General features: G+C 63.4%; 29 protein-coding genes, 1 other RNA gene and 1 pseudogene. 11 read left to right on the forward strand and 20 right to left on the reverse strand.

Annotated features, from left to right (window positions below; all coding sequences use genetic code 11):
- Positions 1 to 161: 161 nt before the first annotated feature.
- The 4 genes from msrB to FJ418_RS30900 form a co-directional block, all read right to left on the reverse strand.
- Positions 162 to 566, reverse strand: coding sequence for a peptide-methionine (R)-S-oxide reductase MsrB (msrB, locus tag FJ418_RS30880; protein WP_140646549.1), 405 nt, complete (start codon positions 564 to 566; stop codon positions 162 to 164).
- A gap of 93 nt (positions 567 to 659) precedes the next feature.
- Positions 660 to 1,850: a VWA domain-containing protein gene (locus tag FJ418_RS30885; RefSeq protein ID WP_140872038.1), complete on the reverse strand. Its 1,191-nt coding sequence runs from the start codon at positions 1,848 to 1,850 to the stop codon at positions 660 to 662.
- A gap of 292 nt (positions 1,851 to 2,142) precedes the next feature.
- On the reverse strand, positions 2,143 to 2,589 hold the full coding sequence (locus FJ418_RS30895; RefSeq protein ID WP_140654831.1) for a GNAT family N-acetyltransferase: 447 nt from the start codon (positions 2,587 to 2,589) through the stop codon (positions 2,143 to 2,145).
- 87 nt (positions 2,590 to 2,676) lie between these two features.
- Positions 2,677 to 3,516 carry a MoxR family ATPase gene (locus tag FJ418_RS30900; protein WP_140872040.1) on the reverse strand — a complete coding sequence of 280 codons (840 nt, stop codon included), beginning with the start codon at positions 3,514 to 3,516 and terminating at the stop codon, positions 2,677 to 2,679.
- 162 nt (positions 3,517 to 3,678) lie between these two features.
- On the opposite strand from FJ418_RS30900, the gene ssrS reads away from it, so the two are divergent.
- The 5 genes from ssrS to FJ418_RS30925 all read left to right on the forward strand — a co-directional run bounded on the left by ssrS (position 3,679) and on the right by FJ418_RS30925 (position 6,965).
- A non-coding RNA gene (gene ssrS, locus FJ418_RS30905) (6S RNA) lies at positions 3,679 to 3,834 on the forward strand.
- Positions 3,835 to 3,978: 144 nt separating this feature from the next.
- A complete protein-coding gene (locus FJ418_RS30910) occupies positions 3,979 to 4,563 on the forward strand; it encodes a 5-formyltetrahydrofolate cyclo-ligase (protein ID WP_140782962.1) in 585 nt (194 codons plus the stop codon).
- A gap of 195 nt (positions 4,564 to 4,758) precedes the next feature.
- Positions 4,759 to 5,256 carry a DUF3592 domain-containing protein gene (locus FJ418_RS30915; RefSeq protein ID WP_246683293.1) on the forward strand — a complete coding sequence of 166 codons (498 nt, stop codon included), beginning with the start codon at positions 4,759 to 4,761 and terminating at the stop codon, positions 5,254 to 5,256.
- Between the two features lie 49 nt (positions 5,257 to 5,305).
- On the forward strand, positions 5,306 to 6,130 hold the full coding sequence (locus FJ418_RS30920) for a YmdB family metallophosphoesterase (protein WP_140646555.1): 825 nt from the start codon (positions 5,306 to 5,308) through the stop codon (positions 6,128 to 6,130).
- A gap of 70 nt (positions 6,131 to 6,200) precedes the next feature.
- Complete coding sequence (locus FJ418_RS30925) at positions 6,201 to 6,965, forward strand: TerC family protein (protein WP_140872044.1); 765 nt, start codon at positions 6,201 to 6,203, stop codon at positions 6,963 to 6,965.
- On the opposite strand, the gene FJ418_RS30930 is transcribed toward FJ418_RS30925, so the two are convergent.
- Genes FJ418_RS30930 through FJ418_RS30940 form a run of 3 tightly spaced genes read right to left on the reverse strand, consistent with a single transcriptional unit; the run spans position 6,962 to position 8,361 of the window.
- A complete protein-coding gene (locus tag FJ418_RS30930) occupies positions 6,962 to 7,390 on the reverse strand; it encodes an SRPBCC family protein (RefSeq protein WP_140872074.1) in 429 nt (142 codons plus the stop codon). The two genes, FJ418_RS30925 and FJ418_RS30930, sit on opposite strands and share 4 nt — an antisense overlap.
- A 52-nt stretch (positions 7,391 to 7,442) precedes the next feature.
- A complete protein-coding gene (locus FJ418_RS30935; RefSeq protein ID WP_140872046.1) occupies positions 7,443 to 7,835 on the reverse strand; it encodes a VOC family protein in 393 nt (130 codons plus the stop codon).
- Positions 7,836 to 7,878: 43 nt separating this feature from the next.
- Entirely contained in the window at positions 7,879 to 8,361 is a 483-nt protein-coding gene (locus FJ418_RS30940) for an SRPBCC domain-containing protein (protein ID WP_140872048.1), read from the reverse strand.
- A gap of 51 nt (positions 8,362 to 8,412) precedes the next feature.
- On the opposite strand from FJ418_RS30940, the gene FJ418_RS30945 reads away from it, so the two are divergent.
- From FJ418_RS30945 to FJ418_RS30955, 3 genes are all read left to right on the forward strand, one after another.
- Positions 8,413 to 8,736 (forward strand): helix-turn-helix domain-containing protein, encoded by a 324-nt coding sequence (locus FJ418_RS30945; RefSeq protein ID WP_140646560.1) that lies wholly within the window; start codon positions 8,413 to 8,415, stop codon positions 8,734 to 8,736.
- A 204-nt stretch (positions 8,737 to 8,940) separates the two neighbouring features.
- Positions 8,941 to 9,690: a YebC/PmpR family DNA-binding transcriptional regulator gene (locus FJ418_RS30950; RefSeq protein ID WP_140872050.1), complete on the forward strand. Its 750-nt coding sequence runs from the start codon at positions 8,941 to 8,943 to the stop codon at positions 9,688 to 9,690.
- Positions 9,691 to 9,701: 11 nt separating this feature from the next.
- On the forward strand, positions 9,702 to 10,010 hold the full coding sequence (locus FJ418_RS30955; RefSeq protein WP_140872052.1) for a SelT/SelW/SelH family protein: 309 nt from the start codon (positions 9,702 to 9,704) through the stop codon (positions 10,008 to 10,010).
- A 33-nt stretch (positions 10,011 to 10,043) separates the two neighbouring features.
- Here FJ418_RS30955 and FJ418_RS30960 read toward each other — a convergent pair whose 3' ends face one another.
- Positions 10,044 to 10,520 (reverse strand): DUF1772 domain-containing protein, encoded by a 477-nt coding sequence (locus tag FJ418_RS30960; RefSeq protein WP_140872054.1) that lies wholly within the window; start codon positions 10,518 to 10,520, stop codon positions 10,044 to 10,046.
- A gap of 128 nt (positions 10,521 to 10,648) precedes the next feature.
- On the opposite strand from FJ418_RS30960, the gene FJ418_RS30965 reads away from it, so the two are divergent.
- Positions 10,649 to 11,290, forward strand: a complete 642-nt coding sequence (locus FJ418_RS30965) for a TetR/AcrR family transcriptional regulator (RefSeq protein ID WP_140872056.1) — start codon at positions 10,649 to 10,651, stop codon at positions 11,288 to 11,290.
- Between the two features lie 324 nt (positions 11,291 to 11,614).
- On the opposite strand, the gene rpmE is transcribed toward FJ418_RS30965, so the two are convergent.
- Positions 11,615 to 11,836, reverse strand: coding sequence for a 50S ribosomal protein L31 (gene rpmE, locus FJ418_RS30970; RefSeq protein WP_027166741.1), 222 nt, complete (start codon positions 11,834 to 11,836; stop codon positions 11,615 to 11,617).
- Between the two features lie 206 nt (positions 11,837 to 12,042).
- Between rpmE and FJ418_RS30975 the strand changes: the two genes are divergently transcribed.
- Entirely contained in the window at positions 12,043 to 13,845 is a 1,803-nt protein-coding gene (locus FJ418_RS30975; protein WP_140872058.1) for an ABC transporter transmembrane domain-containing protein, read from the forward strand.
- Positions 13,846 to 13,852: 7 nt separating this feature from the next.
- On the opposite strand, the gene FJ418_RS30980 is transcribed toward FJ418_RS30975, so the two are convergent.
- The 3 genes from FJ418_RS30980 to FJ418_RS30990 all read right to left on the reverse strand — a co-directional run bounded on the left by FJ418_RS30980 (position 13,853) and on the right by FJ418_RS30990 (position 16,145).
- A complete protein-coding gene (locus FJ418_RS30980; protein ID WP_140654870.1) occupies positions 13,853 to 14,284 on the reverse strand; it encodes a type II toxin-antitoxin system VapC family toxin in 432 nt (143 codons plus the stop codon).
- Positions 14,281 to 14,559, reverse strand: coding sequence for a hypothetical protein (locus FJ418_RS30985; protein WP_140646566.1), 279 nt, complete (start codon positions 14,557 to 14,559; stop codon positions 14,281 to 14,283). The genes FJ418_RS30980 and FJ418_RS30985 overlap by 4 nt, the downstream gene beginning before the upstream one ends.
- A 98-nt stretch (positions 14,560 to 14,657) precedes the next feature.
- Positions 14,658 to 16,145 carry a carboxypeptidase M32 gene (locus tag FJ418_RS30990; RefSeq protein ID WP_140782972.1) on the reverse strand — a complete coding sequence of 496 codons (1,488 nt, stop codon included), beginning with the start codon at positions 16,143 to 16,145 and terminating at the stop codon, positions 14,658 to 14,660.
- Between the two features lie 148 nt (positions 16,146 to 16,293).
- On the opposite strand from FJ418_RS30990, the pseudogene FJ418_RS30995 reads away from it, so the two are divergent.
- Positions 16,294 to 16,645, forward strand: a pseudogene (locus FJ418_RS30995) (DUF1304 domain-containing protein).
- A 106-nt stretch (positions 16,646 to 16,751) separates the two neighbouring features.
- Here FJ418_RS30995 and FJ418_RS31000 read toward each other — a convergent pair.
- From FJ418_RS31000 to FJ418_RS31035, 8 genes are all read right to left on the reverse strand, one after another.
- Positions 16,752 to 17,177, reverse strand: a complete 426-nt coding sequence (locus FJ418_RS31000; RefSeq protein WP_140872060.1) for a hypothetical protein — start codon at positions 17,175 to 17,177, stop codon at positions 16,752 to 16,754.
- Between the two features lie 355 nt (positions 17,178 to 17,532).
- Positions 17,533 to 18,561: a peptidoglycan -binding protein gene (locus FJ418_RS31005; RefSeq protein ID WP_140645872.1), complete on the reverse strand. Its 1,029-nt coding sequence runs from the start codon at positions 18,559 to 18,561 to the stop codon at positions 17,533 to 17,535.
- Position 18,562: 1 nt separating this feature from the next.
- Entirely contained in the window at positions 18,563 to 19,585 is a 1,023-nt protein-coding gene (locus FJ418_RS31010; protein ID WP_140645871.1) for a MotA/TolQ/ExbB proton channel family protein, read from the reverse strand.
- Positions 19,586 to 19,696: 111 nt separating this feature from the next.
- Positions 19,697 to 20,389 (reverse strand): hemolysin III family protein, encoded by a 693-nt coding sequence (locus tag FJ418_RS31015; RefSeq protein WP_140872062.1) that lies wholly within the window; start codon positions 20,387 to 20,389, stop codon positions 19,697 to 19,699.
- Between the two features lie 192 nt (positions 20,390 to 20,581).
- A complete protein-coding gene (locus FJ418_RS31020; protein ID WP_140872064.1) occupies positions 20,582 to 21,382 on the reverse strand; it encodes an inositol monophosphatase family protein in 801 nt (266 codons plus the stop codon).
- 23 nt (positions 21,383 to 21,405) lie between these two features.
- Entirely contained in the window at positions 21,406 to 21,972 is a 567-nt protein-coding gene (gene efp / locus FJ418_RS31025) for an elongation factor P (protein WP_140645868.1), read from the reverse strand.
- Between the two features lie 143 nt (positions 21,973 to 22,115).
- The gene (locus FJ418_RS31030) at positions 22,116 to 23,234 is read right to left on the reverse strand and encodes a tetratricopeptide repeat protein (RefSeq protein ID WP_246683291.1); all 1,119 of its coding nucleotides are present in this window, start codon (positions 23,232 to 23,234) and stop codon (positions 22,116 to 22,118) included.
- Position 23,235: 1 nt separating this feature from the next.
- Positions 23,236 to 23,883: a thiamine phosphate synthase gene (locus FJ418_RS31035; RefSeq protein ID WP_140872066.1), complete on the reverse strand. Its 648-nt coding sequence runs from the start codon at positions 23,881 to 23,883 to the stop codon at positions 23,236 to 23,238.
- Between the last annotated feature and the right edge of the window lie 26 nt (positions 23,884 to 23,909).

Here is a 23,909-nt window from a genome sequence, read left to right on the forward strand (position 1 = left end):
TCGGCTCCACTTTCGGAAACCCGGCAAGCCTGGTCAATTCATCAAGCCGACCTGTCCACCCCCAGGGGCGCACTCCAAACCGAGGTCACTTTTGCGCGACATACATTAGAGCATGAAAAAGGGCGGCCGAGACCGCCCTTTGCGAAGTCATTCCCGAGGCTTCAGGCTGCCGGCTCGAAGCGCAGCGCCACGCCATTGATGCAATAGCGCAGGCCGGTCGGCGGCGGGCCATCCTCGAAGACATGGCCGAGATGGCTGCCGCAGCGCGCGCAATGGCATTCGGTGCGGACCATGCCGTAGCTACGGTCGACGGTGGTGTCGATCGAGCCCGGGACCGGATCGTTGAAGCTCGGCCAGCCGGTGCCGCTCTCGAACTTCAGCTTGGATTCGAACAGCGGCTGGTCGCAGCCGACGCAGTAGAAGGTGCCGGCGCGCTTCTCGTAGAGCAGGGCGCAGCTGCCGGGGCGCTCGGTGCCGTGGTTGCGCATCACGGCATATTGCTCCGGCGTCAGCCGGGCGCGCCATTCGGCATCGGTGCGGGTGACGGGATAGGCGTGGGTATCCATGGAATCTCCTCGGCCTTGGCGGCTCGTTGTTGCTTGCAACGGGTATTCGTCGGAACATAGGCATTTGTTACAAACGCCGCCAGTGAAAGCGAGCTAGTGCTTGCGCGACAACTGTCTTGTCGCTGCCTCAAGCCCGGCCAATGTCAGTGGGAACATGCGGCCGCCGAAGATGTCGCCGATCAACTGGATCGAATGCGTGTAGCGCCAGTTCTTCTCGGCTTCCGGGTTTAGCCAGATCGCGTTCGGCCATTGCCGCAACAGACGGGTCAGCCACACGCTGCCGGCCTCCGGATTCCAATGCTCGACCGAGCCGCCGGGATGCGCGATCTCGTAGGGGCTCATCGAGGCGTCGCCGACGACGATCACCTTGTAGTCGGGCCCGTATTTGTGGATGAGGTCGAAGGTCGGGATCGTCTCGGCCAGCCGCCGCCGATTGTCCTTCCAGACGCGCTCGTAGAGGCAGTTGTGGAAGTAGAAATATTCGAGCTGGCGGAACTCGGCGCGCGCGGCCGAGAACAGTTCCTCGACGCCGCGGATGTGGTCGTCCATCGAGCCGCCGACATCGAAGAACATCAAAAGCTTCACCGCGTTGCGTCGCTCGGGCCGGGTTTTAACGTCGAGATAGCCGTGCTCGGCGGTGGCGTGGATGGTGCCGGGAAGGTCGAACTCCTCGTCGGCGCCCTCGCGCACCCAACGGCGCAGCCGCTTCAGTGCCACCTTGATGTTGCGGGTGCCGAGTTCGACGGTGTCGTCGAAGTTCCGGAATTCGCGCTTGTCCCAGACCTTCACCGCGCGGCGATGCCGGCTTTCATCCTGGCCGATGCGAACCCCTTCGGGGTTGTAGCCATAGGCGCCGAAGGGCGAGGTGCCGCCGGTGCCGATCCATTTCGAACCGCCCTGGTGGCGCCCCTTTTGCTCCTGGAGGCGCTGCTTCAAGGTCTCCATCAGCTTGTCGAAACCGCCCAGCGCTTCGACCAGCTTCTTTTCCTCCTCGGTCAGGTGCTTTTCCGCCAAACGGCGCAGCCATTCCTCGGGGATGTTGACGACATCGACGGCATCGGGGCCGCCGAGCGCCTCGACACCCTTGAAGACATGCGCAAACACCTGGTCGAAACGGTCGATGTGGCGCTCGTCCTTCACCAGGGCCGCGCGCGCGAGGTAGTAGAAAGCTTCGACGTCATAATCGACGAGCCCGGCTTCCAGCCCTTCCAGCAGCGACAGATATTCCCTGAGCGAAACGGGAACCCGCGCGGCCTTCAGTTCGAGGAAGAAGGGGATGAACATCGGCTATCTCTAACCAATGACCACGGCGGACTCACCTGAGATGTAGTCGATTTCGCCTGATCTCAGCAGATCAGCCAATGTACGTGGGCTGGGGACGGGCAGGCGCTTCGCAATACGAATCTCAGTCCATTCCCGGGTCGCGAGCGCTGCGTCAGCAACCGCTTCGTCAGGGCTCGCGCCACCGCCATGGCAACCCGGAAGATCGGGTATCCGAACCCCCCAGACGTCATCGGCACCGTCCAAAATTCCTACATAGCAGGTCATTCAGCTCGTTCCGGGTTTTCAAATTGCCTTATAGCAGATCGTACTCGATGAAGCCCGTTCGTCGCGCCACATGATCGTAGAGCCGGCGCGCCGTGGCGTTGGTCTCGTGCGTCATCCAGTAGACGTTTTTCACCCCAATCTTGCCGGCCTCGTCTTGCACCGCTTTGATGAGCGCGGCGCCCACGCCCTTGCCGCGCACCTCAGGGTCGGCGAACAGGTCCTGCAGGTAGCAGTTGTTTTTCTCGGACCAGCCTGAGCGGTGATAGAGATAATGGGTGAGGCCGACGGCCTTGCCGTCGAGCGTGGCAATGAAACCCTTCGGCTCGAACTCGCCATCCGTGAACAGGCGCTTCCAGGTGATCGCGTAGACCTCTGCCGGCAGCTTCGTCTCGTAGAAAGTCAGATAGTCGGTCCAAAGCCGGCGCCAGTCGGCGTGGTCGGACTGCGCGAGCGGGCGGATGATGATCTCGGACATTTTTCCTCCAACATTTTGACCCGAAGCTGCGGCAGCGGCCGCTCGGCGGCAACGGTCCACGGACGGGAAAGCGCTATTGCTGCGGGCTTACTGCTGCCGTCTGGCCATAAAGGCCAGGCGCTCGAACAGGTGCACGTCCTGCTCGTTCTTCAACAGCGCGCCGTGCAGCTTCGGCAGCATGTTCTTCGGATCGGCGCGCAGATCCTCGGGCGCGATGTCGTCGGCGACCAGCAGACGGATCCAGTCGAGCGCCTCGGAGGTAGACGGCTTCTTCTTCAGGCCCGGCACCTCGCGGATCTCGTAGAACTGCGTGAGGGCTGCCCGCACCAGATTCTGCTTGATGCCGGGGTAATGCACCTCGACGATGCGGTGCAGCGTGTCGATGTCGGGGAAGCGGATGTAGTGGAAGAAGCAGCGGCGCAGGAAGGCGTCCGGCAGTTCCTTCTCATTGTTCGAGGTGATGATGACGATCGGCCTGAACTCGGCGCGGATCGTCTCGCCTGTCTCGTAGACGAAGAACTCCATCCGGTCGAGTTCCTGCAGGAGGTCGTTGGGGAATTCGATGTCGGCCTTGTCGATCTCGTCGATCAAAAGCACGACTTTCCTTTGCGCCGCGAAGGCGTCCCACAACTTGCCGCGCTTGATGTAGTTGGCGATGTCGTTGAAGCGCTCGTCGCCGAGCTGGCTGTCGCGCAGCCGCGAGACGGCGTCATATTCGTAGAGGCCCTGCTGCGCCTTGGTGGTGGACTTGACGTTCCATTCGATGAACTCGAGCCCTAGCGCCGATGCCACCTGGCGGGCGAGCTCGGTCTTGCCGGTGCCGGGCTCGCCCTTGACCAGCAAGGGCCGTTCCAGCGCGATCGCGGCGTTGACCGCGACCATCAGATCCTTGTCGGCGACATAGGCCGTGGTGCCTTCGAAACGCATCTTTCTCCTGTCCGTGCGGCGGGGACCGTAAGGAGGCTGGATGGGCCGCGCAAGGGCGGTTGCGGAAGAGCTCCCTATCAGGATGGTCTGCAAGACGAATTACGCGCGAATGGTTGCCCGTTTCACTGGCGCTCGGCTAACCATCGGCCTATATTTGTCTCCGGCGGTCTGCGCTTCCCGGCAGGAGAAACTTATCCCCGGGGCCTTATCGATCCTTAGGGAGCTGTCCCTGGGAAGACCCGTGGGTTTTCTCACACGGCGCCCACCTACTTTGTAGGCACCCGGGATCGACCTCTCCACCGGTTGTGTGGATCGTCACTCTCCCGTTTTCGGGAGACATGCGTCTTCTCTCTGTTTTGCGCAATTCCGGACGGAAAAACCGCTGCGCACTTTTCCTGGAATTGCGCTAGAAACGTCGCTCCTGAAACTCCATTCAAATCTGACCTTTTCTAGCCTCGGCGCATGTCACCTTCCAGAGACCTGAAAAAACAGCTTCGCAAGGAAGCGCTGGCGCGCCGCGATGCGCTCGACGAATTCTGGCGGGTGGAAATCGCGCTTGAAATGGCCGAGACCGCGAAGGAAAAAATCGACTTCGAGCCCGGCCGGGTCGTCTCCGGCTTCTGGCCGATGCGCTCGGAGGTCGATGTGCGGCCGCTGATGTTCGCGATGCGCGAAAAGGGCGCCAGGCTCTGCCTGCCGGCAATTCTCGACAAGACCACGATCGTCTTCCGCGAACTGGTGCGCGGCGCGCCGATGGTCGAGATGGGGTTCGGCACCGTCGGGCCGCATGAAGAGGCGGAAGTGCTCGACCCCACGCTCATGCTGGTGCCGCTCGCCGCCTTTGACGCCCGCGGTCACCGCATAGGCTATGGCGCCGGCTATTACGACCGTGCCATCGCCAGGCTGGCCGACAAGGGCATCGTGCCCAGGCTGATCGGCATCGCCTTCGACTGCCAGGAAGTGCCGCTGGTGCCGAACGAAGACCACGACGTCATCATTCAGGAAATACTGACCGAGAGCGGGTTGCGCCGCTTCGATATCGCTTAAAGCGCGTCGCGCTGAAACGAATTCAGGCGCGCTTTAGATTTTGTCGGTCGCCCCAAAAGCGCTGCGCTTTTTTGGGCGACATGCATTGAACTGTCGCGACCTGCTTAACGCGTTTCCAACAAACGTCGGCTATATTCCTGAAAAATAGTCCAGCTCGACGGGGTCGTGGTGTTTATTCTTGCGCGCTATTTGCTGATGCCGTTCGCGTTGATCTCGGCGATACTATTTTTGATGGCATTGCACATCATAGGAACTGCCCTGCACCACCAGTCCGCCTGGCAGCGGACGGTCGCCACCGTAACGGATGTCAGTCCTTACAGCGAAATGCAGGCGAACGGCCTCAAAACGGACGGCATCAATGTCGCCTTGGCTTACGTCGCCAACGATGCGCCGATGACATGGTCCGGCAAGGGCAAGGACATCGGCCTCTACAAGGCAGCCAAGGGCGACCAGATGGAATTCTACTACGATCCCGCCGGTCCAGCGAACCTTGATACGGCCGCGATGAAGGGATGGCGCGGCGGGCTGCTGCTGTTTGCCGTCACCGGCGGGTTCGCCGCTTTCTATCTCTGGTTCTTCTGGTTGCGAGGACGGAACGCACCGCCGGCCTTGCCGATCCCCTCGGCTACCCGCGTCTCGGGCGCGAGCGCAACGCTGGCCGAACAGCAACGCGCCACCTTTGGGCGGCGTTAGGACCTCGGTGCCGCTTGCCTAGCGTCCACAGCTCTGGATAGAAGTGGCTATGAGACTCCTCTTCCTCGGCGACATGGTTGGCAAGACGGGACGCACGGCGGTTTGGGAACAGCTGCCAGGGCTGATTTCCGACTTCAAGCTCGATTTCGTCATCGTCAATGGCGAGAACGCCGCCGGCGGCTTCGGCATTACCGAAGAAATCTTTCGCGAAACGCTCGCGGCGGGCGCGGATGTCGTCACCACCGGCAACCATGTCTGGGACCAGCGCGACGCGCTGATCTTCGCGCCGCGCGAGGAGCGCTTCCTGCGGCCTTCGAATTTTCCCAAGGGCACGCCGGGGCGCGGCTCGGGCGTCTACATCGCCCGCAATGGCGCCCGCGTGCTGGTCGCCAACATCATGGGCCGCGTCTTCATGCACCCGGAACTCGACGACCCGTTCCAGGCCGGTGAGCGTGAGCTGGCCGCCTGTCCGCTCGGCGAGCAGGCCGATGCGGTCATCGTCGATTTCCACGCGGAGGCGACCTCGGAGAAAATGTGCTTCGCGCATTTCGTCGACGGCCGCGCCAGCCTCGTGGTCGGCACGCATACGCATCAGCCGACTGCCGACCATCAGATCCTCAATGGCGGCACCGCCTATATTTCGGACGCCGGCATGTGCGGCGACTATGACTCCTCGCTTGGCATGGACAAGGAAGAGCCGCTCAACCGGTTCCTGTCGAAAGTGCCGAAAGGCCGGTTCGAGGCGGCATCCGGGCCTGCGACGCTCTGCGGCGTCGGCGTCGATATTTCCGACCGCACCGGGCTTGCCGAAAAAATCGCGCCGTTTCGTCGCGGGCCGCGGCTGGAAGAAACGGCGCCGTCCTTCTGGCCGTGACATTGATATAGGTGCGCAGAGTACCTAATTGCCGGCAACACTGCTCTAGATCGTAGAGGGGACGACCTCCATGCAGCTTGTCGAATTTCTGGCGCCGCATTTTCACTTTGTTTCCGATCCGACCGCATGGGTCGCGCTTTTGACCCTGGTGGTGCTCGAGGTCGTGCTCGGCATCGACAATTTGATCTTCATCTCGATCCTGACCAACAAGCTTCCGGAAGCGCAGCGCGCCCGCGCGCGCCGGCTGGGCATCTCGGCGGCCCTGATCATGCGCCTCGTCCTGCTCGCCACCATCTCGATCATCGTGCAGCTGACGGCGCCGGTGTTCACAGCCTTCGGCCACGGCTTTTCCTGGCGCGACCTGATCCTGATCGCCGGCGGCCTGTTCCTGGTCTGGAAGGCGACCAAGGAGATCCATCACACGGTCGACCCGCAGGACCACCAGGATACGATGGTGGGCACGCTGCAGATGAGCCTTGCCGGAGCGATCTTCCAGATCCTGCTGCTCGACCTCGTCTTCTCGATCGATTCCATCATCACCGCCGTCGGCATGACCGACGAGATCGCCATCATGTATATCGCGGTGATCGTGGCGGTGAGTGTGATGATGCTGGCGGCGACGCCGCTCGCCAATTTCATCGCCATGAACCCCTCTATCGTCATGCTGGCGCTGGGCTTCCTGTTGATGATCGGCATGACGCTGATCGCCGACGGCATGGGCTACCATGTGCCCAAGGGCTACATCTACGCCGCCATGGGTTTTTCAGCCCTGGTCGAGGGCCTCAACATGCTGGCACGGCATCGCAAGAAGCAGGGGTCGGGCGAGGGGCATTAGGCCGAAATGCCCTTCGGGTGACGGTCGCCGATCAGGCCGAGCGTCAGGCCCTGTTCCAGCCATGCCTTGGCGCCGGCGAGCACAAGAGAGAAGCCGCCGGTCGAGTCGATTGCCTGCTTGACCTGCTCGTCGGCGGAGCCGGCGAAGCCGAAATTGCGGACCTCGAGGAAGGTCGCCTCGTCGGGCATTTTGGTGAAGGTCCAGACGACGGTGGTCGGCGGATCGCTCCATTGCATGACGATCTTCCCGTTGGGGACGATCTCGCTGACCTCGACCCTGGTCGAGACCCCGTACATGCGCCACTCCCACTCGACCGTCTTGCCTTCGTCCAGTCGTCCGCTCGAATGCGTGAACCAGAATTTCGTGGTGATCGCCGGATCGACGATCGCCTCGAAGACGTCGGCGACCGGCCGCCGGATCAGCATGGCGGTTTCGGCGGTGGGGGCGCGCTTCAATTCTACAGTATCCTCCTCGATGTCAGGGCAAGTTGATCTGCCAGGAGACGCCGAACCGGTCGTTGAGCCAGGCGAAACGCTGGCTGAAGCCGTAGTTGCTTGGTGGCATCAGAAATCCACCATCCTTGGAAAGAACGCCGACGATCCGCTCCAGTTCCTGCCCGGAAGAACAGTCGACAAAGAAGGAGAAGGACGGCGTGAAAGTGAAGGCGTGATGGACGGGGCTGTTGTAGATCCTGATCTCGACGCCGCCGACCAAAGCGCGCGCCAGCTTGAGCGTTCCTTCCGTCCCGTCCTCGCCCGAACCGTAGCGCGCGATGTCGAGGACACGGCTATCGGGAATGGTCCCGCAATAGAGGGTCATGGCCTCCTCGCCGTTTCCCTCGAACATCAGGAATGGTGTTGCTTTCGTCATCGGGGCGACCTCCTCCTGCGGGATATCGGGACTTGACGCAGGCTCAGATGTTGGTCTCGTTGGCCGGCTCGCCCTTCATCTCGCTGCGGTAGTAGCCGTCGCGCAGATTGATGCCGTATTCGAGATAGGCCTTCATGCAGGCGAGCATCTGCGACCAGCCCTCGCAGTTGAGGTAGGACTTCTTCAGGCCGACCTCGCCTTCGCGCCAGCCTTGCTCGGCGATGGTGACGAAGGTGCCGCCGTCCTCCAGCGGCTCGAAATTCATCTCGATGCGGGTCTTGTAGGCGGGGTTGCCGTCGGTATCGGTGGCGTCCCAGCGCAGCACGATGCGCTTGTCCTTCGTCACTTCGTCGACCTCCACCGGCACCATCTTCCACCAGGTGACGGTGGTGCCGGCGACAAGCGGAGCGGAAGCGCCGCCAATGGTGGTGAAATAACCGCTGAGCTTCGTCGGGTTGACGACGGCGTCGAAGACCTCGGCGACGGGTTTGCCGATGCGTCCGGAAATCCTGAATCCAAGCGACATATCCACAGCTCCTTCCTTGCTTGCCAAAACGATATGTTATAGAAACATAACATGTCAAGCGAAACCGTGGACGATCATGTTTTCAAGGCCTTGGCGCATTCGCGCCGGCGCGAATTGCTGGATCGGCTGAAGGACCAGCCGCAGACGACCGGCGCGCTATGCGGGGCTTTTCCGGACATGGACCGCTGCACAGTGATGATGCACCTGAAAGTCCTGGAGGAGGCCGACCTGATCGTTGCCAAGCGTGAGGGGCGCGAGCGCTGGAACCATCTCAATGCGCTGCCGATCAAGCAGATCCACGACCGCTGGATCAGCCAGTATGCCGGTCACGCCATCAGCATTCTCGACCGGTTGAAGTCCGATCTGGAGGGGTGAGCGGGCCGGTTCAACGTTGGAGTGACGGCGTGGCTGGACGAATTGAGCCGATTTATCTATAAGCCGGCCATTCCGACAAAGAGCGCCGCGTGCCTTCGCAGGCATGTCCGGGACGTTCTGAAAGATTGAATTCGAGCATTTTGCCGAAGACGAGGTGATGACACCCCGCTTCGAGATGCTCTAGCCGAACACGACAGGGGTGCCATGGCTGGCCATTCGCAGTTCAAGAACATCATGCACCGCAAGGGCCGCCAGGACGCGGTGCGGTCGAAAATGTTTTCCAAGCTGGCGCGTGAAATCACCGTCGCAGCCAAGAGCGGGACGCCCGATGTATCGATGAACCCGCGGCTTCGCCTCGCCGTGCAGAACGCCAAGGCGGTGTCGATGCCGAAGGACAACATCCAGCGCGCCATCAACAAGGCGTCGATGGGCGATGCCGAAAACTACGAGGCGGTGCGTTATGAAGGCTACGGTCCCGGCGGCGTCGCGCTGATCGTCGAGGCGCTGACCGACAACCGCAACCGCTCGGCCTCCAATGTGCGCGCCGCCTTCACCAAGGCTGGCGGAGCGCTCGGCGAAACCGGCTCGGTGTCGTTCATGTGGAACCGCGTCGGCGAGATCTACTATCCGGCCTCGGCCGGCAGCGCCGACAAGGTCATGGAAGCGGCGATCGAAGCCGGCGCGGATGACGTCGAGTCCGATGAGGAAGGCCACACCATCTATTGCGCCTTCGAAAACCTCGGCGACGTGTCCAAGACGCTGGAAGCCTCGCTCGGCGAAGCGGAATCGGTCAAGCCGATCTGGCAGCCGCAGAACAACGTTCCGGTCGACGAAGAGCGGGCGCAGTCGCTGATGAAGCTGGTCGCCACCCTCGAGGACGACGACGACGTGCAGAGCGTCTACGCCAATTTCGAGGTCGACGACGAAACCATGGCCAAGCTCAGCGCGGCCTGAGCCAAGTCGCCATGAGCGAAAAGCCGCTTCCCACCATCCGCATCACCTACTGCACGCAATGCCACTGGCTGCTGCGCGCCGGCTGGATGGCGCAGGAGCTGCTCTCGACCTTCCGCACCGATCTCGGCGAGGTGACGCTGGTACCGGGCACCGGCGGCATTTTCACCATTTCCTGCAACGACGTGCTCATCTGGGAGCGCAAGCGCGACGGCGGTTTTCCGGATGCTGCAAAGCTCAAGCAACTGGTCCGCGACGTCATCGACCCAGAGCGTGACCTCGGCCACGCCGATCGCAAGGATCATAAAAAAGACTCCGCCTGAGCCGCAGCCTTTTGCATTCGCGAGTTGCCGTCTTCAGGTCAATGCCATGATGAAGCAGGCCATTGCCGCGATGGCGGTGATGGTGCGGACGTGATTCCACATCACCCACTCATTCAGATGGTTCGCCCACACGGCGGCGCCGTTGGCGCTCGCAGGATCGACGGCGGCGAGTGCGTCGTTGAGCGGCACGTTGAAGATCATGGTCACGATCGGATTGCCCACGAAATAGAGCACCGCGCCGGCAAGCAGCCAGTACGAGCCCGACTGGCTCCAGCCGAAGAAAACGCCGGCAATCAGCATCAGGCAGATGAGGCCGGTGCCGAACAGCGCCGTCATGAAGGTCGGGGTGATCACCGTGATGTTGATCGAATTCATCGCGGCGATGCCGCTCGGGACGGGCAGTCGGGCAAGGGCCGCCATGACGAAATTCGAGAAGGCAAAGAAGACGCCGCCGACGACGCCCGAGCCGATCGCGGCGATGAAGGTGAGGGTGGGAAGAAGGTTCATCATCTCAGTTGCTCCAGATGCCGGGTTTTGCTCGATTCCAAAATGCGAGTAATCCTCACATTTGCAAAACGTGATAAACCCTCGTATTTTGTGAGTCAAGCCAGTTTTCGAGAAATCGCCCGGACAGAGCCATGGATGAAAAAGTTACCGCCAAGCCGGACCAGGCGGCTATTGCTTCACCGCGCCGGTCGCCTACGCAGCAGCGCAGCCGCGAGCGGGTCGAGCGCATGCTTGCGGCCGCCTCGGCGCTGATTGCCGAGCAAGGCAGCGATGCCATGCGCATGGGCGAGGTGGCGGAAAGGGCTGGGGTGTCGATCGGCTCGCTCTACCAGTTCTTCCCGGACAAGCGGGCGATCGTCTGGGCGCTTGCCGAGCGCTACACCGCCGAAAGCCAGGCCTGCATTGCGACGGCGCTCAAGGATGTCCGCGATGCCGAGGGAATGAAACGGGCGTTTTCGGAGCTGGTGGACATCTACTACCAGTTGTTCCTGGCCGAGCCGGTGATGCGCGACATCTGGTCGGGTACGCAGGCCGACAAGGCGTTGCGCGAACTGGAACTCGCCGACAGCCGGGCCAATGCCGAATTTTTGGTCGTGGTGCTGAAGCGGCTGCGTCCCCATGCCGATCCAGTGGAGCTGGAAACGACGGCGTTCCTCGTCTGGCAGATGGGCGAGGCCGCGGTGCGGCTGGCGATCTCCGTCGACCGCGAGGAGGGCGACAGGCTTGTCGCGGCCTACAAGCGCATGGCGCTTAGGGAGTTTGTGGGCGAATAGGTACAACCCAGGCGCTTTCCCACAGCGTCGGTGATTGGCGAAATCGCCGGCGAGAGCGCCCCTCTCCCCGTCACTATACGGGGAGAGGATGCCGGCAGGCAGGTGAGGGGCGGCGCCGACCTATGACATTGGCGTCGTCGAAAAAGCGCACTGTCATCGAATTCTGAATTTCTCGCACCTTGGCCGGCCAATCGCCGAGGCTAGCGCTGCCCCTCATCCGCCCTTCGGGCACCTTCTCCCCGTAGAACGGGGAGAAGGAAGAAATGCGGCCAACAAAAAACCCGCCTCGAAGGCGGGTTTTCAAAGTCTGCCGATGTGTCCGGCTTAGAGGCCGAAGCCTTCGAAACGCTTCTTGAACTTCGACAGGCGGCCGCCGCGGTCGAGCAGGGTCTGCTGGCCGCCGGTCCAGGCCGGGTGCGTGGTCGGGTCGATGTCGAGGTTCATCGTGTCGCCTTCCTTGCCCCAGGTCGAGCGGGTCTGGTATTCGGTGCCATCGGTCATGACGACCTTGATGGTGTGGTAGTCGGGATGAATATCGGCCTTCATTGTCGTGTTTCCTGGCTGCCGGCGCTGCTGACGGGCCTAAAGGCCTGCGTCGATGCGCCCCTTTTTAAAACTCGAAGCCGCAGCTAATGAAAAGCCACGGCTTCTAAAACGGTCGGCGAGCCTATACATCAGCCGGAATTGAATCACAAGGCCGCGGCGAGCGCATATTGAAGCGCGGTGCCGGCAAGCGGCCAGAGGAAACGCTCATGGCGGAAATCGGTGGCAGCGCAAGCGAGCGCAGACGCTCGGTCCGGCCGCTCCGCAGCCTGTTTCCCTATATCACCCGCTACCGGAAGCTCGCCATCGGCGCCATCATCTCGCTGATCGTGGCGGCAGTAACGACGCTGGCCTTGCCGATGGCTGTGCGGCGCATGATCGACCACGGTTTCCAGGCCGCGGGCTCCACCTTCATCGCGGAGTATTTCGCGGCACTGGTTCTGATGGCCGCGCTGCTCGCGGCCGCTTCGGCCAGCCGCTACTATTTCGTTATCACGCTCGGCGAACGGGTCGTCGCCGACATCCGCCGCGACGTTTTCTCCCATGTCACGACGCTGTCGCCGGCGTTTTTCGATCGTTCGCATTCGGGCGAGATCGTGTCGCGGCTTGCCGCCGACACCACGCAGGTGAAGTCGGCGGTCGGCGCCACCGCCTCGGTCGCGCTGCGCAACGTCATCCTCGGCCTCGGCGCGGTGGCGATGATGGTCGTCACCAGCCCGAAACTCTCCGGCCTGGTGATCGCGGCCATTCCGGTGATCGTGCTGCCGCTCGTCGCCTTCGGCCGTTCGGTGCGCCGCAAGTCCCGGCAAGCGCAGGACACGCTCGCCGAGGCCACCGCCTATGCCAGCGAGCAGATCGGCGCGGTGCGCACGCTGCAGGCCTTCACCAACGAGAAGCTGGTGACCGGCCGCTTCGCTGGCGCCGTCGATGCTGCCTTCGAGGCGGCGCGGGCCTCGGTGTTCGCGCGCTCGTTCCTGACCTTCTTTGCCATCTTCATGATCTTTTCCTCGGTGGTCGCGGTGCTGTGGTTCGGCTCGCGCGACGTGCTTGCCGGCACGCTGTCGGCCGGCACGCTCGGCCAGTTCCTGCTCTACTCGGTGTTTGCCGCCGGCGCGCTCGGCGCGTTGTCGGAGGTGTGGAGCGAGCTGTCGCAGGCGGCGGGCGCCGCAGAGCGGCTGACCGAGATCCTGGCCGAGACGCCGGCGATCCAGCGGCCTGCCGACCCCGTTCCGTTGCCGGCCACGGCCAAGGGCGCGATCAGCTTCGACGACGTCTCCTTCTCTTATCCGGCGCGGCCGGACCGCGCCGCCGTGCATGGCCTGAGCTTCCAGGTGAAGCCCGGCGAGACGGTGGCGATCGTCGGGCCTTCGGGCGCCGGAAAAAGCACCGTCTTCTCGCTGATCCTGCGCTTCTACGATCCCGAGAGCGGCCGCGTCGTCCTCGACGGCGTCGACGTGCGCGAGGCCGATCCGGCGGCTGTCCGGCAGCGGATCGCGATCGTGCCGCAGGACGTCACCATCTTCGCCGCGAGCGTTCGCGACAATATCGGCTTCGGCAGGCAGGGCGCCAGCGACGCCGAGATCGAGGCCGCGGCCAAGGCGGCCCTTGCCGACGAATTCATCGCCAGGCTCGACAACGGCTATGACAGCCAGGTCGGCGAGCGCGGCGTGACGCTGTCCGGCGGCCAGCGCCAGCGCATCGCGATCGCCCGCGCCATCCTGCGCGACGCGCCGATCCTTCTGCTCGACGAAGCAACCTCGGCGCTCGACGCCGAAAGCGAGACGCTGGTGCAAAGAGCGCTGGAGCGGCTGATGCGCGGTCGCACCACCATCGTCATCGCGCACCGGCTGGCGACGGTGCTGAAGGCCGACCGCATCCTGGTCATGGACGGCGGGCGCATCGTCGAGGAAGGCACGCATCAGAGCCTGGTGGCCAAGGGCGGCATCTACACGCGGCTCGCGAAGCTCCAGTTCGAGACCGGAGCCAGCGCCTTCAAGGGCGCGGCGGAGTAGAGCAATCTTAGGGCGCTCGCCAATCGGCGAGAAGCACAATGCTGCCTAAATGTTTCGTTTTGGCAAAATGGCGCTGGTCGGCTGTCACCAATGTTGCGGCGCGATTGATTGCCATGGCGTGGTAAACGCAGTCGTTGAGCGTTGGATAGCCGCCGGCAGGGCTCAGCTGCGTCGCGATCTCCTGCGTTTTGGCCAGCTCGCCCATGTCCGGTTCCAGAAGCTGGAAACCGCCTTCCCGCAGCCCGGCGATCAGCGTTGCGACCATAACGAAGGATTGCTCATAGTGAAGCGCGGCAGATAGTGACTCGTAAAGTAAGATGCTGGGGGCGGCCATGGCGCGACCGTCTGCGATGTTTTTCGCGAACAGGTTTCGCGCCTGTTCGCTACCATCCTCGTCCCGAAAGAGTTTGATGAAAATCGACGCGTCGACAATAATCACTTTTTCCGGCCTTCGAGGATGTCCTCTGGTCGGCCGTCCATCTCCTGGCGAATTCTACGCAGCACGTCGGTCGAGCTTTCGCCGCCTGTCGAGCCCGGTTTCAATTCCCGGATCATCTTTAAAGCGCGCTCCTTTGCGGCATCTTTCAATGCCTTTGCGATTGCCTCCTCGACGAAACGGGATCGCTTGTTTTTCGGAACTTGGTTCTCGAGCGTCTCCTTGACCGCGCTGTCGATAGAAAACGTAGCGCGTTCCTTAGGACCTGAAGCGTTCATCTGCGCACCTCGTGGTCATAAGATATAGCAGCACGAAATCGTACGCAAATGGGCGATGAGCTCATTCTAGTTCTCTGACGTGGTAACGACCCGCCGACTTATGCAGTTCCGTAACGCCTGCGCAGGTGCTCGGTGAAGTAAGCGGCGTTGAGCTTCTCGCCGGTGGCGCGCTCGAGCAGGTCCGGCGTCGACCAGCGCGAGCCCTGCGACCAGATCTTTGCGCGACGCCACTCGTTGACGGCGCTGAAATCGCCCTTGGCGAGGTCCTCGTCGGCGGACGGATGCTCCCTGGTCAAGGCCGCCCATTGCTGCGCCGCCATCATGGCGCCTAGCGTGTAGGAGGGGAAATAACCGAAGGCGGCGCCCGGCCAATGCACGTCTTGCATCGGCCCGTCGGCCGGGTTGTCGATGGTCGAGAGGCCGAGATAGTCGCGCATCTTGGCGTCCCATGCCTCCGGCAGGTCGGCGACCTCCAGCCGGCCGGTCACAAGCTCCTGCTCGAGCTCGTAGCGCAGGATGACATGCAGCGGATAGGTGACCTCGTCGGCGTCGACGCGGATCAGGCCGCGCTCGACATGGTGGACATGCGGCAGGATGTCGTCGAGCGACCAGGCTTCGCCGAGGTGTTTTTCGACCACCGGCAACGCCCAGCGCCAGAACGCCGGGTTGCGGCCGATCTGCTTTTCGACGAACAGGCTCTGGCTCTCATGCACGGCCATGCCGCGCGCCTTGCCGAGCGGCCAATGCGACCAGGCTTTCGGCAGGTTCTGCTCGTAGAGCGCGTGGCCGGTCTCGTGCAGCACGCCCATCAGCGCCGACAGGAAGTCGGAGGTCTTGTAGCGGGTGGTGATGCGCACGTCGGTCGGCACGCCGCCGCAGAAGGGGTGGTGCGACACCGACAGCGAGCCATGGGTGAGGTCGAAGCCGACGGCCGCCATCATGGCAAGGCCGAGCTCGCGCTGGCGGTCGACGGCATAGGTGCCCGACAGCGGCTTCAACGGATGTTTTGCCAGCCGTGCTTCCTGCATGGCCAGCGCACGCGGCAGGAAATCCTTGAGAAAGGCCTTCAGCTCGGCAAACACCGGCGTGATGTCGGCGGCGCGGTTGCCGGGATCATACTGCTCCATCAGCGCATCATAGGGGGCGAGGCCGAGGGCGTCGGCGCGCAGCGCCGCTTCCTCTCGCACCAGGGTCACGACGCCTTCCAGCGCCGGCAGGAAGCCGGCCCAGTCGTTCTTGGCGCGCAGGTCGCGCCAGAGTTGTTCGGAACGCATGCGCGCCACCGTCTGGCGCTCGACGAATTCGACAGGCAGGCAGGTGAGATTGGTGTATTGGCGGCGCAACTCCCTGACCGCCGCCTGCTGCTCTTCGCTCAGCGGCTCGGCTTCGGCGGCCGCGATCCAGTCACCGATCTCCGGCGCGGTCGCCTGGGCGTGCAGCATGCCGGCAAGCGAGGACATCGCCTCGGCGCGCTTCTCGCCGCCGCCGACCGCCATATGCGTCGCCTCGTCGGCGCCGAGGATGGCTAAAGCATGCTCCAGCGCTTCGAGCTTGTGGCCGAGTTGGTCGAGTTTCTGGAAGGACATGGCGGGTTCCGGCTGCAAATGGGCTGGCGCGAAAAAGATACCAAGGCGCGAAGCTTGGCAACCCTGCTCGGCGAGGCCGGGGTCAACCTATCTTGCGCGGCGGCGTCGACGTGTGGTCAATGCTTGTCCGAACGAGCGGTGGGGAACAATGATCGGCAATATCCTGGTCGGCTGGTGGCGCTGATCCACTGCTATATCGTCTACCTTGAGATGGTGTTGTGGGACACGCCGCGCGGCCACAAGGCGTTCAAGCTGACGACGGAATTCGCCAGCGCCTCGAAGGTGCTTGCCGCAAATCAGGGGCTCTATAACGGCTTCTCGCCGCCGGCCTGATCTGGGGGCTCTATCTCGGCGCCGGCGGGTTTCAGATCAAGATGTTCTTCCTCATCTGCGTCGCTATTGCCGGCCTTTACGGCGCGGCGACCGTCGGCCGCAAGACACTCTTCATCCAGACTGTGCCGGCGGTGCTCGCCATCATCGCGCTTTGGCTCGGCGTGTAATCGAAGCAGGACGCGATCCAAAAAGGACGCCCTCGGGGCCAGGTCCCGCGGGCGCCAGTTGGTCCCTTCCTGTGTGCTGGCCGTCTCCTTGAAATGGCGAACCGCTTCAGCCGTTCGGGTAATTGCCGCCGCCGTCGCCGTCGCCCACCATGAAGCCGCTGCCGGTGTCGTTCATCAGCCTCTGGTCGACATTGTCGAGGCGCCGCAGCATCTCATGATATTGCACGGACGGTATCCTGCCGTGATCCGAGGCCGCGACATGCTCCGCGGCCTGGCTGATATGCGCGGCGCGCATGTGCAGTCGGTGCGCTTCCGAAGCCGAAATGTTGTTTGCCTGCCGGGCATCGGTGATGCCCTGATCCACGCCCTGGATCTGATCGATCAGGCTGGTCACACGCGGGCCGATGAAATTGGCTGGAGGGGTCGCATCGAGAAGTCCCTTGTGGTGCCCGGCCGCATAGGCGCCGGCGAGCGGGGCCGCGATCAGAACCGCAGCGAGGATTGCAGTCTTGAGAGATGTTGAAGCGCGCATGGCGGCGCATCCTTCTACCAGGAAGGGAGCGGCCGCGCCGCGTCGCCTTCCGACCTTCCGGGCCGTCCGGTTCCGTCGCGTCGCGATGGGAGGCATCGCCGGCGGGACCCCGGCCCTGCGCGGCAAGTTAGGTGCGTCGATTCGCGATGTGTAATTAAAAAAAGATAATGTTTTCAGGCCTTGCCGCCGGAACTTGGCGCGCTAAGTATTCAGCCGACAAACAACTTCCCGTGACTTTGCGTGATCCTAAAGCGCGTCGCGATCTTTCAGATCCGCTCCGTACGCTTTAGGGTTTTGATTCTACGCATGTCTTTGTCCCGAAACCGGTTCCCGCTTTCGGGAGACATGCTTCAAATCACCGTTCGGTGAGCTTCAGTTCAATGCGGCGGTTCTTGCTGCGCGCCTCGTCGGTGTCGGCCGGGTCGAGCGGCTGGAATTCGCCGAAGCCGGCGGCCACCAGCCGGTTGGCCGGCACGCCGTTCTCGATCAGGAACTTCACGACGGACGTCGCGCGCGCGGTCGACAATTCCCAGTTGTCGCGGTAGCGGCCGGTGCCGGAGAGCGGCTGGTTGTCGGTGTGGCCGTCGACGCGCAGCACCCAGCTGATCTCGGGCGGGATTTCCTTCTGCAATTCGATGATGGCGTCGGCGAGCTTCTTCATCTCGACCTTGCCGGCGTCGTTGATCACGTCGGAGCCGGTCGGAAACAGCACCTCCGACTGGAAGACGAAACGGTCGCCGACAATGCGGATGTTCTCGCGGTCGGCGAGGATTTCGCGCAGCCGGCCGAAGAAATCGGAACGGTAGCGGTTGAGCTCCTGGACGCGCTGCGCCAGCGCGACATTCAGGCGGCGGCCCAGATCGGCGATCTTGGTGTTGGAGACGCGGTCGCGCTGCTCGGAGACGTTGAGCGCGTCTTCCAGCGCGCCGATCTGCTTGCGCAGGGCGGCGATCTGCTGGTTGAGGATCTCGACTTGGCTCAGCGCCTGCTGGCTTATCTGGCGCTGGTTGCCGAGTTCGCCGGACAGCTGGTCGGCGCGCTTGCTGGCCGCGTCGCCGGCGCCGGCGCCCTGCGCCAGCAATTGTTCGAGGCGGCTCTTTTCAGCCTGCGCCGCCGACAGCGACGCCTGCAGGTTGGCGAGCGAATCTTCCTTGTCCTGGCTGTTCGTGCGTTCCAGCGCGAGCAACTGGGTCAGCTCGTTGATCTGCGAGTTGAGGCGGTTGAGCACCGTGTCCTTGCCGGAGATCTCGCGGCTGAGCAGGAACTGCGCCAGCACGAAGACGGTGAGCAGGAACATGATCGCCAAGAGCAGCGTCGACAAGGCATCGACGAAGCCCGGCCAGTAGTCGATGCGGCGGTCGGCGCGCCGTCTTGCCAGCGCCACGTCAGTGGACCCCTTGCTTCTTCAGCGCGTCGGCGATTTTTTCCAGCGTGTTGCGCATGGCCTTCTGCTCGTCGGACTGGGCTTCGACCCAGTCGCGCATGATCTGCTGCTCGGAGCGCATGTTCTTCACCAGCCCCGAGATGCCGTCGGCAAGATTGGCCATGGCGGTGGCGACGCGCGGATTGGAGCCGCCGCCATTCTCCTGCAGGCTGCGCAGCCGCTCTGACAGCAGGCGGATGTCCTCGGAGGATTCGGCTGTTTTCGACGTCTCGGACACGACGATGTCCGATGACAGATCGGTGACCGAAGACAGCCAGTTTTCGAGCTCGGTGTAGAAGCGGGTCTGGGCGCGGCCGGCCTGCAGGTCGAGGAAGCCGAGCACCAGCGAGCCGGAAAGGCCGAACAGCGAGGACGAGAACGCGGTGCCCATGCCGGCGAGCGGCGCCGACAGGCCTTGCTTCAGCGCGTCGAGCACGGCGGCGGCATCGCCGGTGCCCGGGTCCAGCGCCTCGATCGTCTCGCGGATCGAGGCGATGGTGTTGAGCAGACCCCAGAAGGTGCCGAGCAGGCCGAGGAACACAAGCAGGCCGACCAGATAGCGCGAGGTGTCGCGGCTCTCGTCGAGGCGGGTGGCGATGGAATCCAGCATCGTGCGCATCGAGGAGGTCGAAAACGCGATCGTCGACGAGCGGCCGATCATCGCCTTCATCGGCGCCAAAAGCACCGGCTCGGTGGTTTCGGAGCCGGCGCGGAAGGAATTGACCCAGCGCACCTCGCGGAACAGCCGCCCGACCTGGGCAAAAGCGAGCAGGATGCCCACCACAAGCACGCCGACGATCAGTCCGTTGAGGCCCGGATTAGAGGAGAAGGCGGTCGAGATCTGGCGGGTGAGGATGGCGGCGATGAAAGCGACGATGATCAGGAAGATCACCATGGTGAGCAGGAAGACCTGCGGGCTCGACAGCTTGTGCGGATCATAGACCAGGACGTCCGATCGCCTGCCGAAGGATCTGAGAAAAGCCATCCGTGCCCCGTTTCCGATGCCACCGCCGCAGAATTGCCGCGACTCTAAACGGAATTGTGACCAAATTGAATGGCGCTTGGCAATATGGCCCGATAGGCCGGCGCCATAGGCCTAGAACCGGTTGACCACCAAGCAGTCGACCATGGCGGCCAAATGCAGGCCGGCGCCGGTGACGACGAAGCCGTGCCAGACGGCGTTGTGGAAGCGCAGGCCCTTCCAGGCGAAGAAGACAACGCCGCAGGAATAGACGACGCCGCCGGCGACGAGCAGCGCGACCGAGGTCGTCGGCAGCGTCTCGAACAGTGGTCCGGCGAGCACCACGCCGCTCCAGCCGATGGCGAGATAGAAGACGATGGCCAGCCGGTCGTAGCGCCCGGGCAGGAACATCTTGATGGCGATGCCGGCCGCTGCCGCGCTCCATACGACGACGATCATGGGCAGCGCCAGCGGCGTGCTGTGGAGTTGGGCGAGGAAGGGCGTGTAGGTGGCGGCGATCAGGAGATAGATCGCTGCGTGATCGAAGCGGCGCAGGATCCATTTCGCCGGCCACGAGACCGGCCACAGATTGTAAGTCAGCGAAACCGATAGCACGGTGAGCAGCGACACCACGTAAAAGACGGCTGCGATATATTCGCCTGGACCGGAATGAAAAGCGGCAAGCGCCAGGAAAGTCGAGCCGGCAGCGATCGCCAGCACGATGCCCACTGCATGCACGATGCCGTCGGCGATTATCTCTGCGCGCGAATAATGCCAGCGCCCTACAAAGGGGATGTCAAGCTGGGTATCTGGCCGCACATCGTTCATAAAATGGTCCTGCTGTCCCTTGATCTGGGCAGTCGCGGACCAGTATTTCAAGTTTCGGTTGCGGTTTTGCGACTGCGGAGCGGCGCGTCCTTTCGACGCGCAAAGGACACGGCAGCACTTTGATTTGCACACGATCCTTCCCGAAAATCGATTCCGACTTTCGCAGTAAGGGCGGTTCGCGCGCGCCGCCTCTCAGCGCGACGACAGCGGCTTCTTCACGGTCTTGAGAAGCGCGCGCTGGATGACCTCATTGCCGGCGACGACCTCGCCGCTGTCCAGCATGTCCTGTCCGCCAACCATATCGGAGACGAAGCCGCCGGCTTCGCGCACCAGAAGGATGCCCGCGGCGATGTCCCAGGACGACAGGCCGGTTTCCCAGAAGCCGTCCATGCGGCCGGCCGCGACATAGGCGAGATCGAGCGCGGCGGAGCCAAGGCGGCGTACGCCGGAGACTTCGGCCATGACGTTGCGCAGTTCGATCAGGAAATTGCCGTGCTGGCCGCGGCCGAGATGCGGTACGCCGCAGCCGATTACCGCGTCGGTCAGCTTGGAGCGCCCGGCAACGCGCAGCCGACGGTCGTTCATGAAGGCGCCGCCGCCGCGCTCGGCCGTGTAGAGTTCGTCCATCGCCGGATTGTAGACGACGCCGGCGACGATCTGGCCCTGGCGCTCGAGCGCGATCGACACCGAGAAGACCGGAATGCCGTGCAGGAAATTGGTGGTGCCGTCGAGCGGGTCGACGATCCAGCGGTGCTGGGCGTCCTCGCCTTCGACCGCGCCGCGCTCCTCCATCAGGAACGCATAGCCCGGCCGCGCCTTGGAAAGCTCGGCGAAGACGATCTCTTCGGCCTTGCGGTCGGCCTGGCTGACATAGTCGCCCGGGCCTTTCATCGAGACCTGCAGGTTCTGCACCTCACCGAAGTCGCGCGACAGCGAGCGGCCGGCCTTCATCGCGGCCTGGACCATGACGTTGAGGAGAGCGGAACGCGCCATTTTTTCTTCCTGCTTTTTTGCCGTTAATCCGCGCGGCGCATGTAGGTGATTTCGTTGGTGTCGACGATGATGCGCTCGCCGGCCGAGATGAAGGGTGGCACCAGCACGCGGATGCCGTTCTCGAGCACCGCCGGCTTGTAGGAGGAGGCGGCCGTCTGGCCCCTAACCACCGGGTCGGCCTCGGTGATGGTCAGCGTTACCTGGTCGGGCAGCGAAATGCCGATCGGCCGCTCCTCGTAAAGCTGCACCGTCACCATCATGCCGTCCTGCAGGAAGGCGGCGCGCTCGCCAACGAAGTCCTTGGCCAGTTCGAGCTGCTCGTAGCTTTCGGTATCCATGAAGACCAGGGCGTCGCCCTGCTCGTAGAGGAACGAAAAATCCTTCAGATCGAGTCGGATCTGCTCGACGGTCTCGGCCGAGCGGAAGCGCTCGTTGAGCTTGGTGCCGTTGATCAGGTTCTTCAGCTCGACCTGATTGTAGGCGCCGCCCTTGCCAGGCTTGACGGTGTTGGTCTTGACCGCCACCCACAGCCCGCCATCGTGCTCGATGACATAGCCGGGACGGATTTCGTTGCCACTGATCTTGGCCATGATGAACTGATCCGGAATGAGATTTTTCTGGCGCGGGTCGCGCTTTGGCGCCTCCAAGACCACAAATTGCACGCAGTAGCAAGGGAGGGAGGCAAGGGAGGGGACCCAAACGAGCCCGGACATGGCCTCCGTGGCGCCATGCGTCAACGCAGGCGATTTGCCTTTTGCAGCGCCTGCTTGGTCTGGTCGTCGTCGAGGCCCTGCAGGAAATCGTCCATCCGCGGGTCGATCAGGCCGGCGCGCCGGGCGACGATGTACCAGGCGCCGGCAAGGATCAGGTCCGGGTCGGTGCCGATGCCGCCCATATAGAGCTTGGCGAGGCGGTTCTGGGCGGCGACATTGCCGCCCTCCGCCGCCCGCTTCATCCAGGCAAAGCCCGATTTCAGGTCGCGCCCGCCGCCGCGTCCCTCGATCATCCAGGCGGCGAGGTCGATCTGCGCGGTGTCGTAGTTCTGCCTCGCGGCCTGCGCCAGCAGACGACGCGCCTGGGCGTCGTCATGCGGCTTGCCGCCGACGCCGTTGGCGTAGAGTTGCGCAATCGCATATTGCGCATCGGCAAGGCCGGTGGCGGCGGCGCGCTCGTAGTATACGGCGGCCTTCACCAGGCCGTCATCGCCCGGATCCTGCTGGACGAGCAACTGGGCGAAATTGAACTGCGCAAGCCGGTTGCCGGCCTCGGCCGAGGCCTGCATCAGCGCGAAGGCGCCCTTTTCGTCCTTCTTCACATAACGGCCGTCGAGCAGCATCAGCGCATATTGGAACTGTGCCTCCGGCACGCCCTGTTCGGCGGCCAGCGCATACCATTTGCCGGCCTCGGCCGGATTGAGCGGCACGCCAAGTCCGCGCGACAGGATTTCGGCCACCAGCGTCTCGGCCGCCGGATCGCCGTTCTTGGCCCGGTCCATGGCGAGGTTGTAGGCGGTCTTGTACAGCCCGCGCTGGAAGGCGCCGTAGGCGGCGTCCGGCTGCTTGGCGCCGAAGCGGTCGGGATCGACGGCGTCGGCCGATGGCGGCGTCATGGTGGCCGGCTGCGGCAAGGTGTTTTGGATCGGCTTGTCGATGTGCGCGCCGGTGCCGAACCTGCTCGCATCCGGCTCGCCGGCATCCGGCGTTGCCGCGTTCGGTGTGGCCGTATTCGGTGTGCCGGAGTCCGGAGTGCCGGCATCGGGCCGCTGCTGTGGCAGCGGGATGGTCTCTGTCGCTATCGCGGCCTGCGCAAACAAGCCGGCCAGGACAACCAGAGAAAGGACACGCAGGCGCATGTCAGTCCTCGAAACGCGGCGCGGTTTCATCGAGCAGGGCGTTGGCGGCGGCGATCGCCGCCCGCGGGTCACGCCCGTCGGCAAAGACGGCGCTGGACAGCGCCACGAACTCGGCGCCGGTCGCGGCCACCGTCTCGACGGAAGCAAGCTCGGAGCCGGCCATGACGATGCAGGGGATCGAAATCATCTCCGCCCACCATTTGCCGAGGGTGAGGTTGCGGTGGTGCGGCTCCGGCTTGTTGTCATAGCCGAAACGGCCGAAGAACATATAGTCGGGCCGCTCCTCGCCGAGCTCCAGCGCCTCGTCGCGCGTCTTGGCGCCGCCGACGCCGACCATCATCTTGCCGGCCAGGCGCTCGATCGTCTCGGCCAGTTCCGCCGACTTCACTTCGACATGGATGCCGTCGGCCTGGACGCGCCCGGCGATGCGGCTGTCGCCGGCGATGATGACGGCGACGCCGGCACTTTGAGCGATCGGCACGATCCTTTCGGCGAAGGCCTGGAAGGAGGCATCGTCCATGCCGTTGTCGGGCAGGATCAGCGAGGCGACGTCGCCTCCCTCGAACGCCGCGCAGATCTGCTCGGCAGGCACGAGCGGTGGCGCGATCAGCACGATGCGGCAGCGGTTGGGCGGAGTTAAATCGTTCATTGGCCTTCGATCCCGGTTTCGCCTAT

This window comes from Mesorhizobium sp. B2-8-3 (assembly GCF_006440815.1).
In the GTDB taxonomy this organism is placed as follows: domain Bacteria; phylum Pseudomonadota; class Alphaproteobacteria; order Rhizobiales; family Rhizobiaceae; genus Mesorhizobium.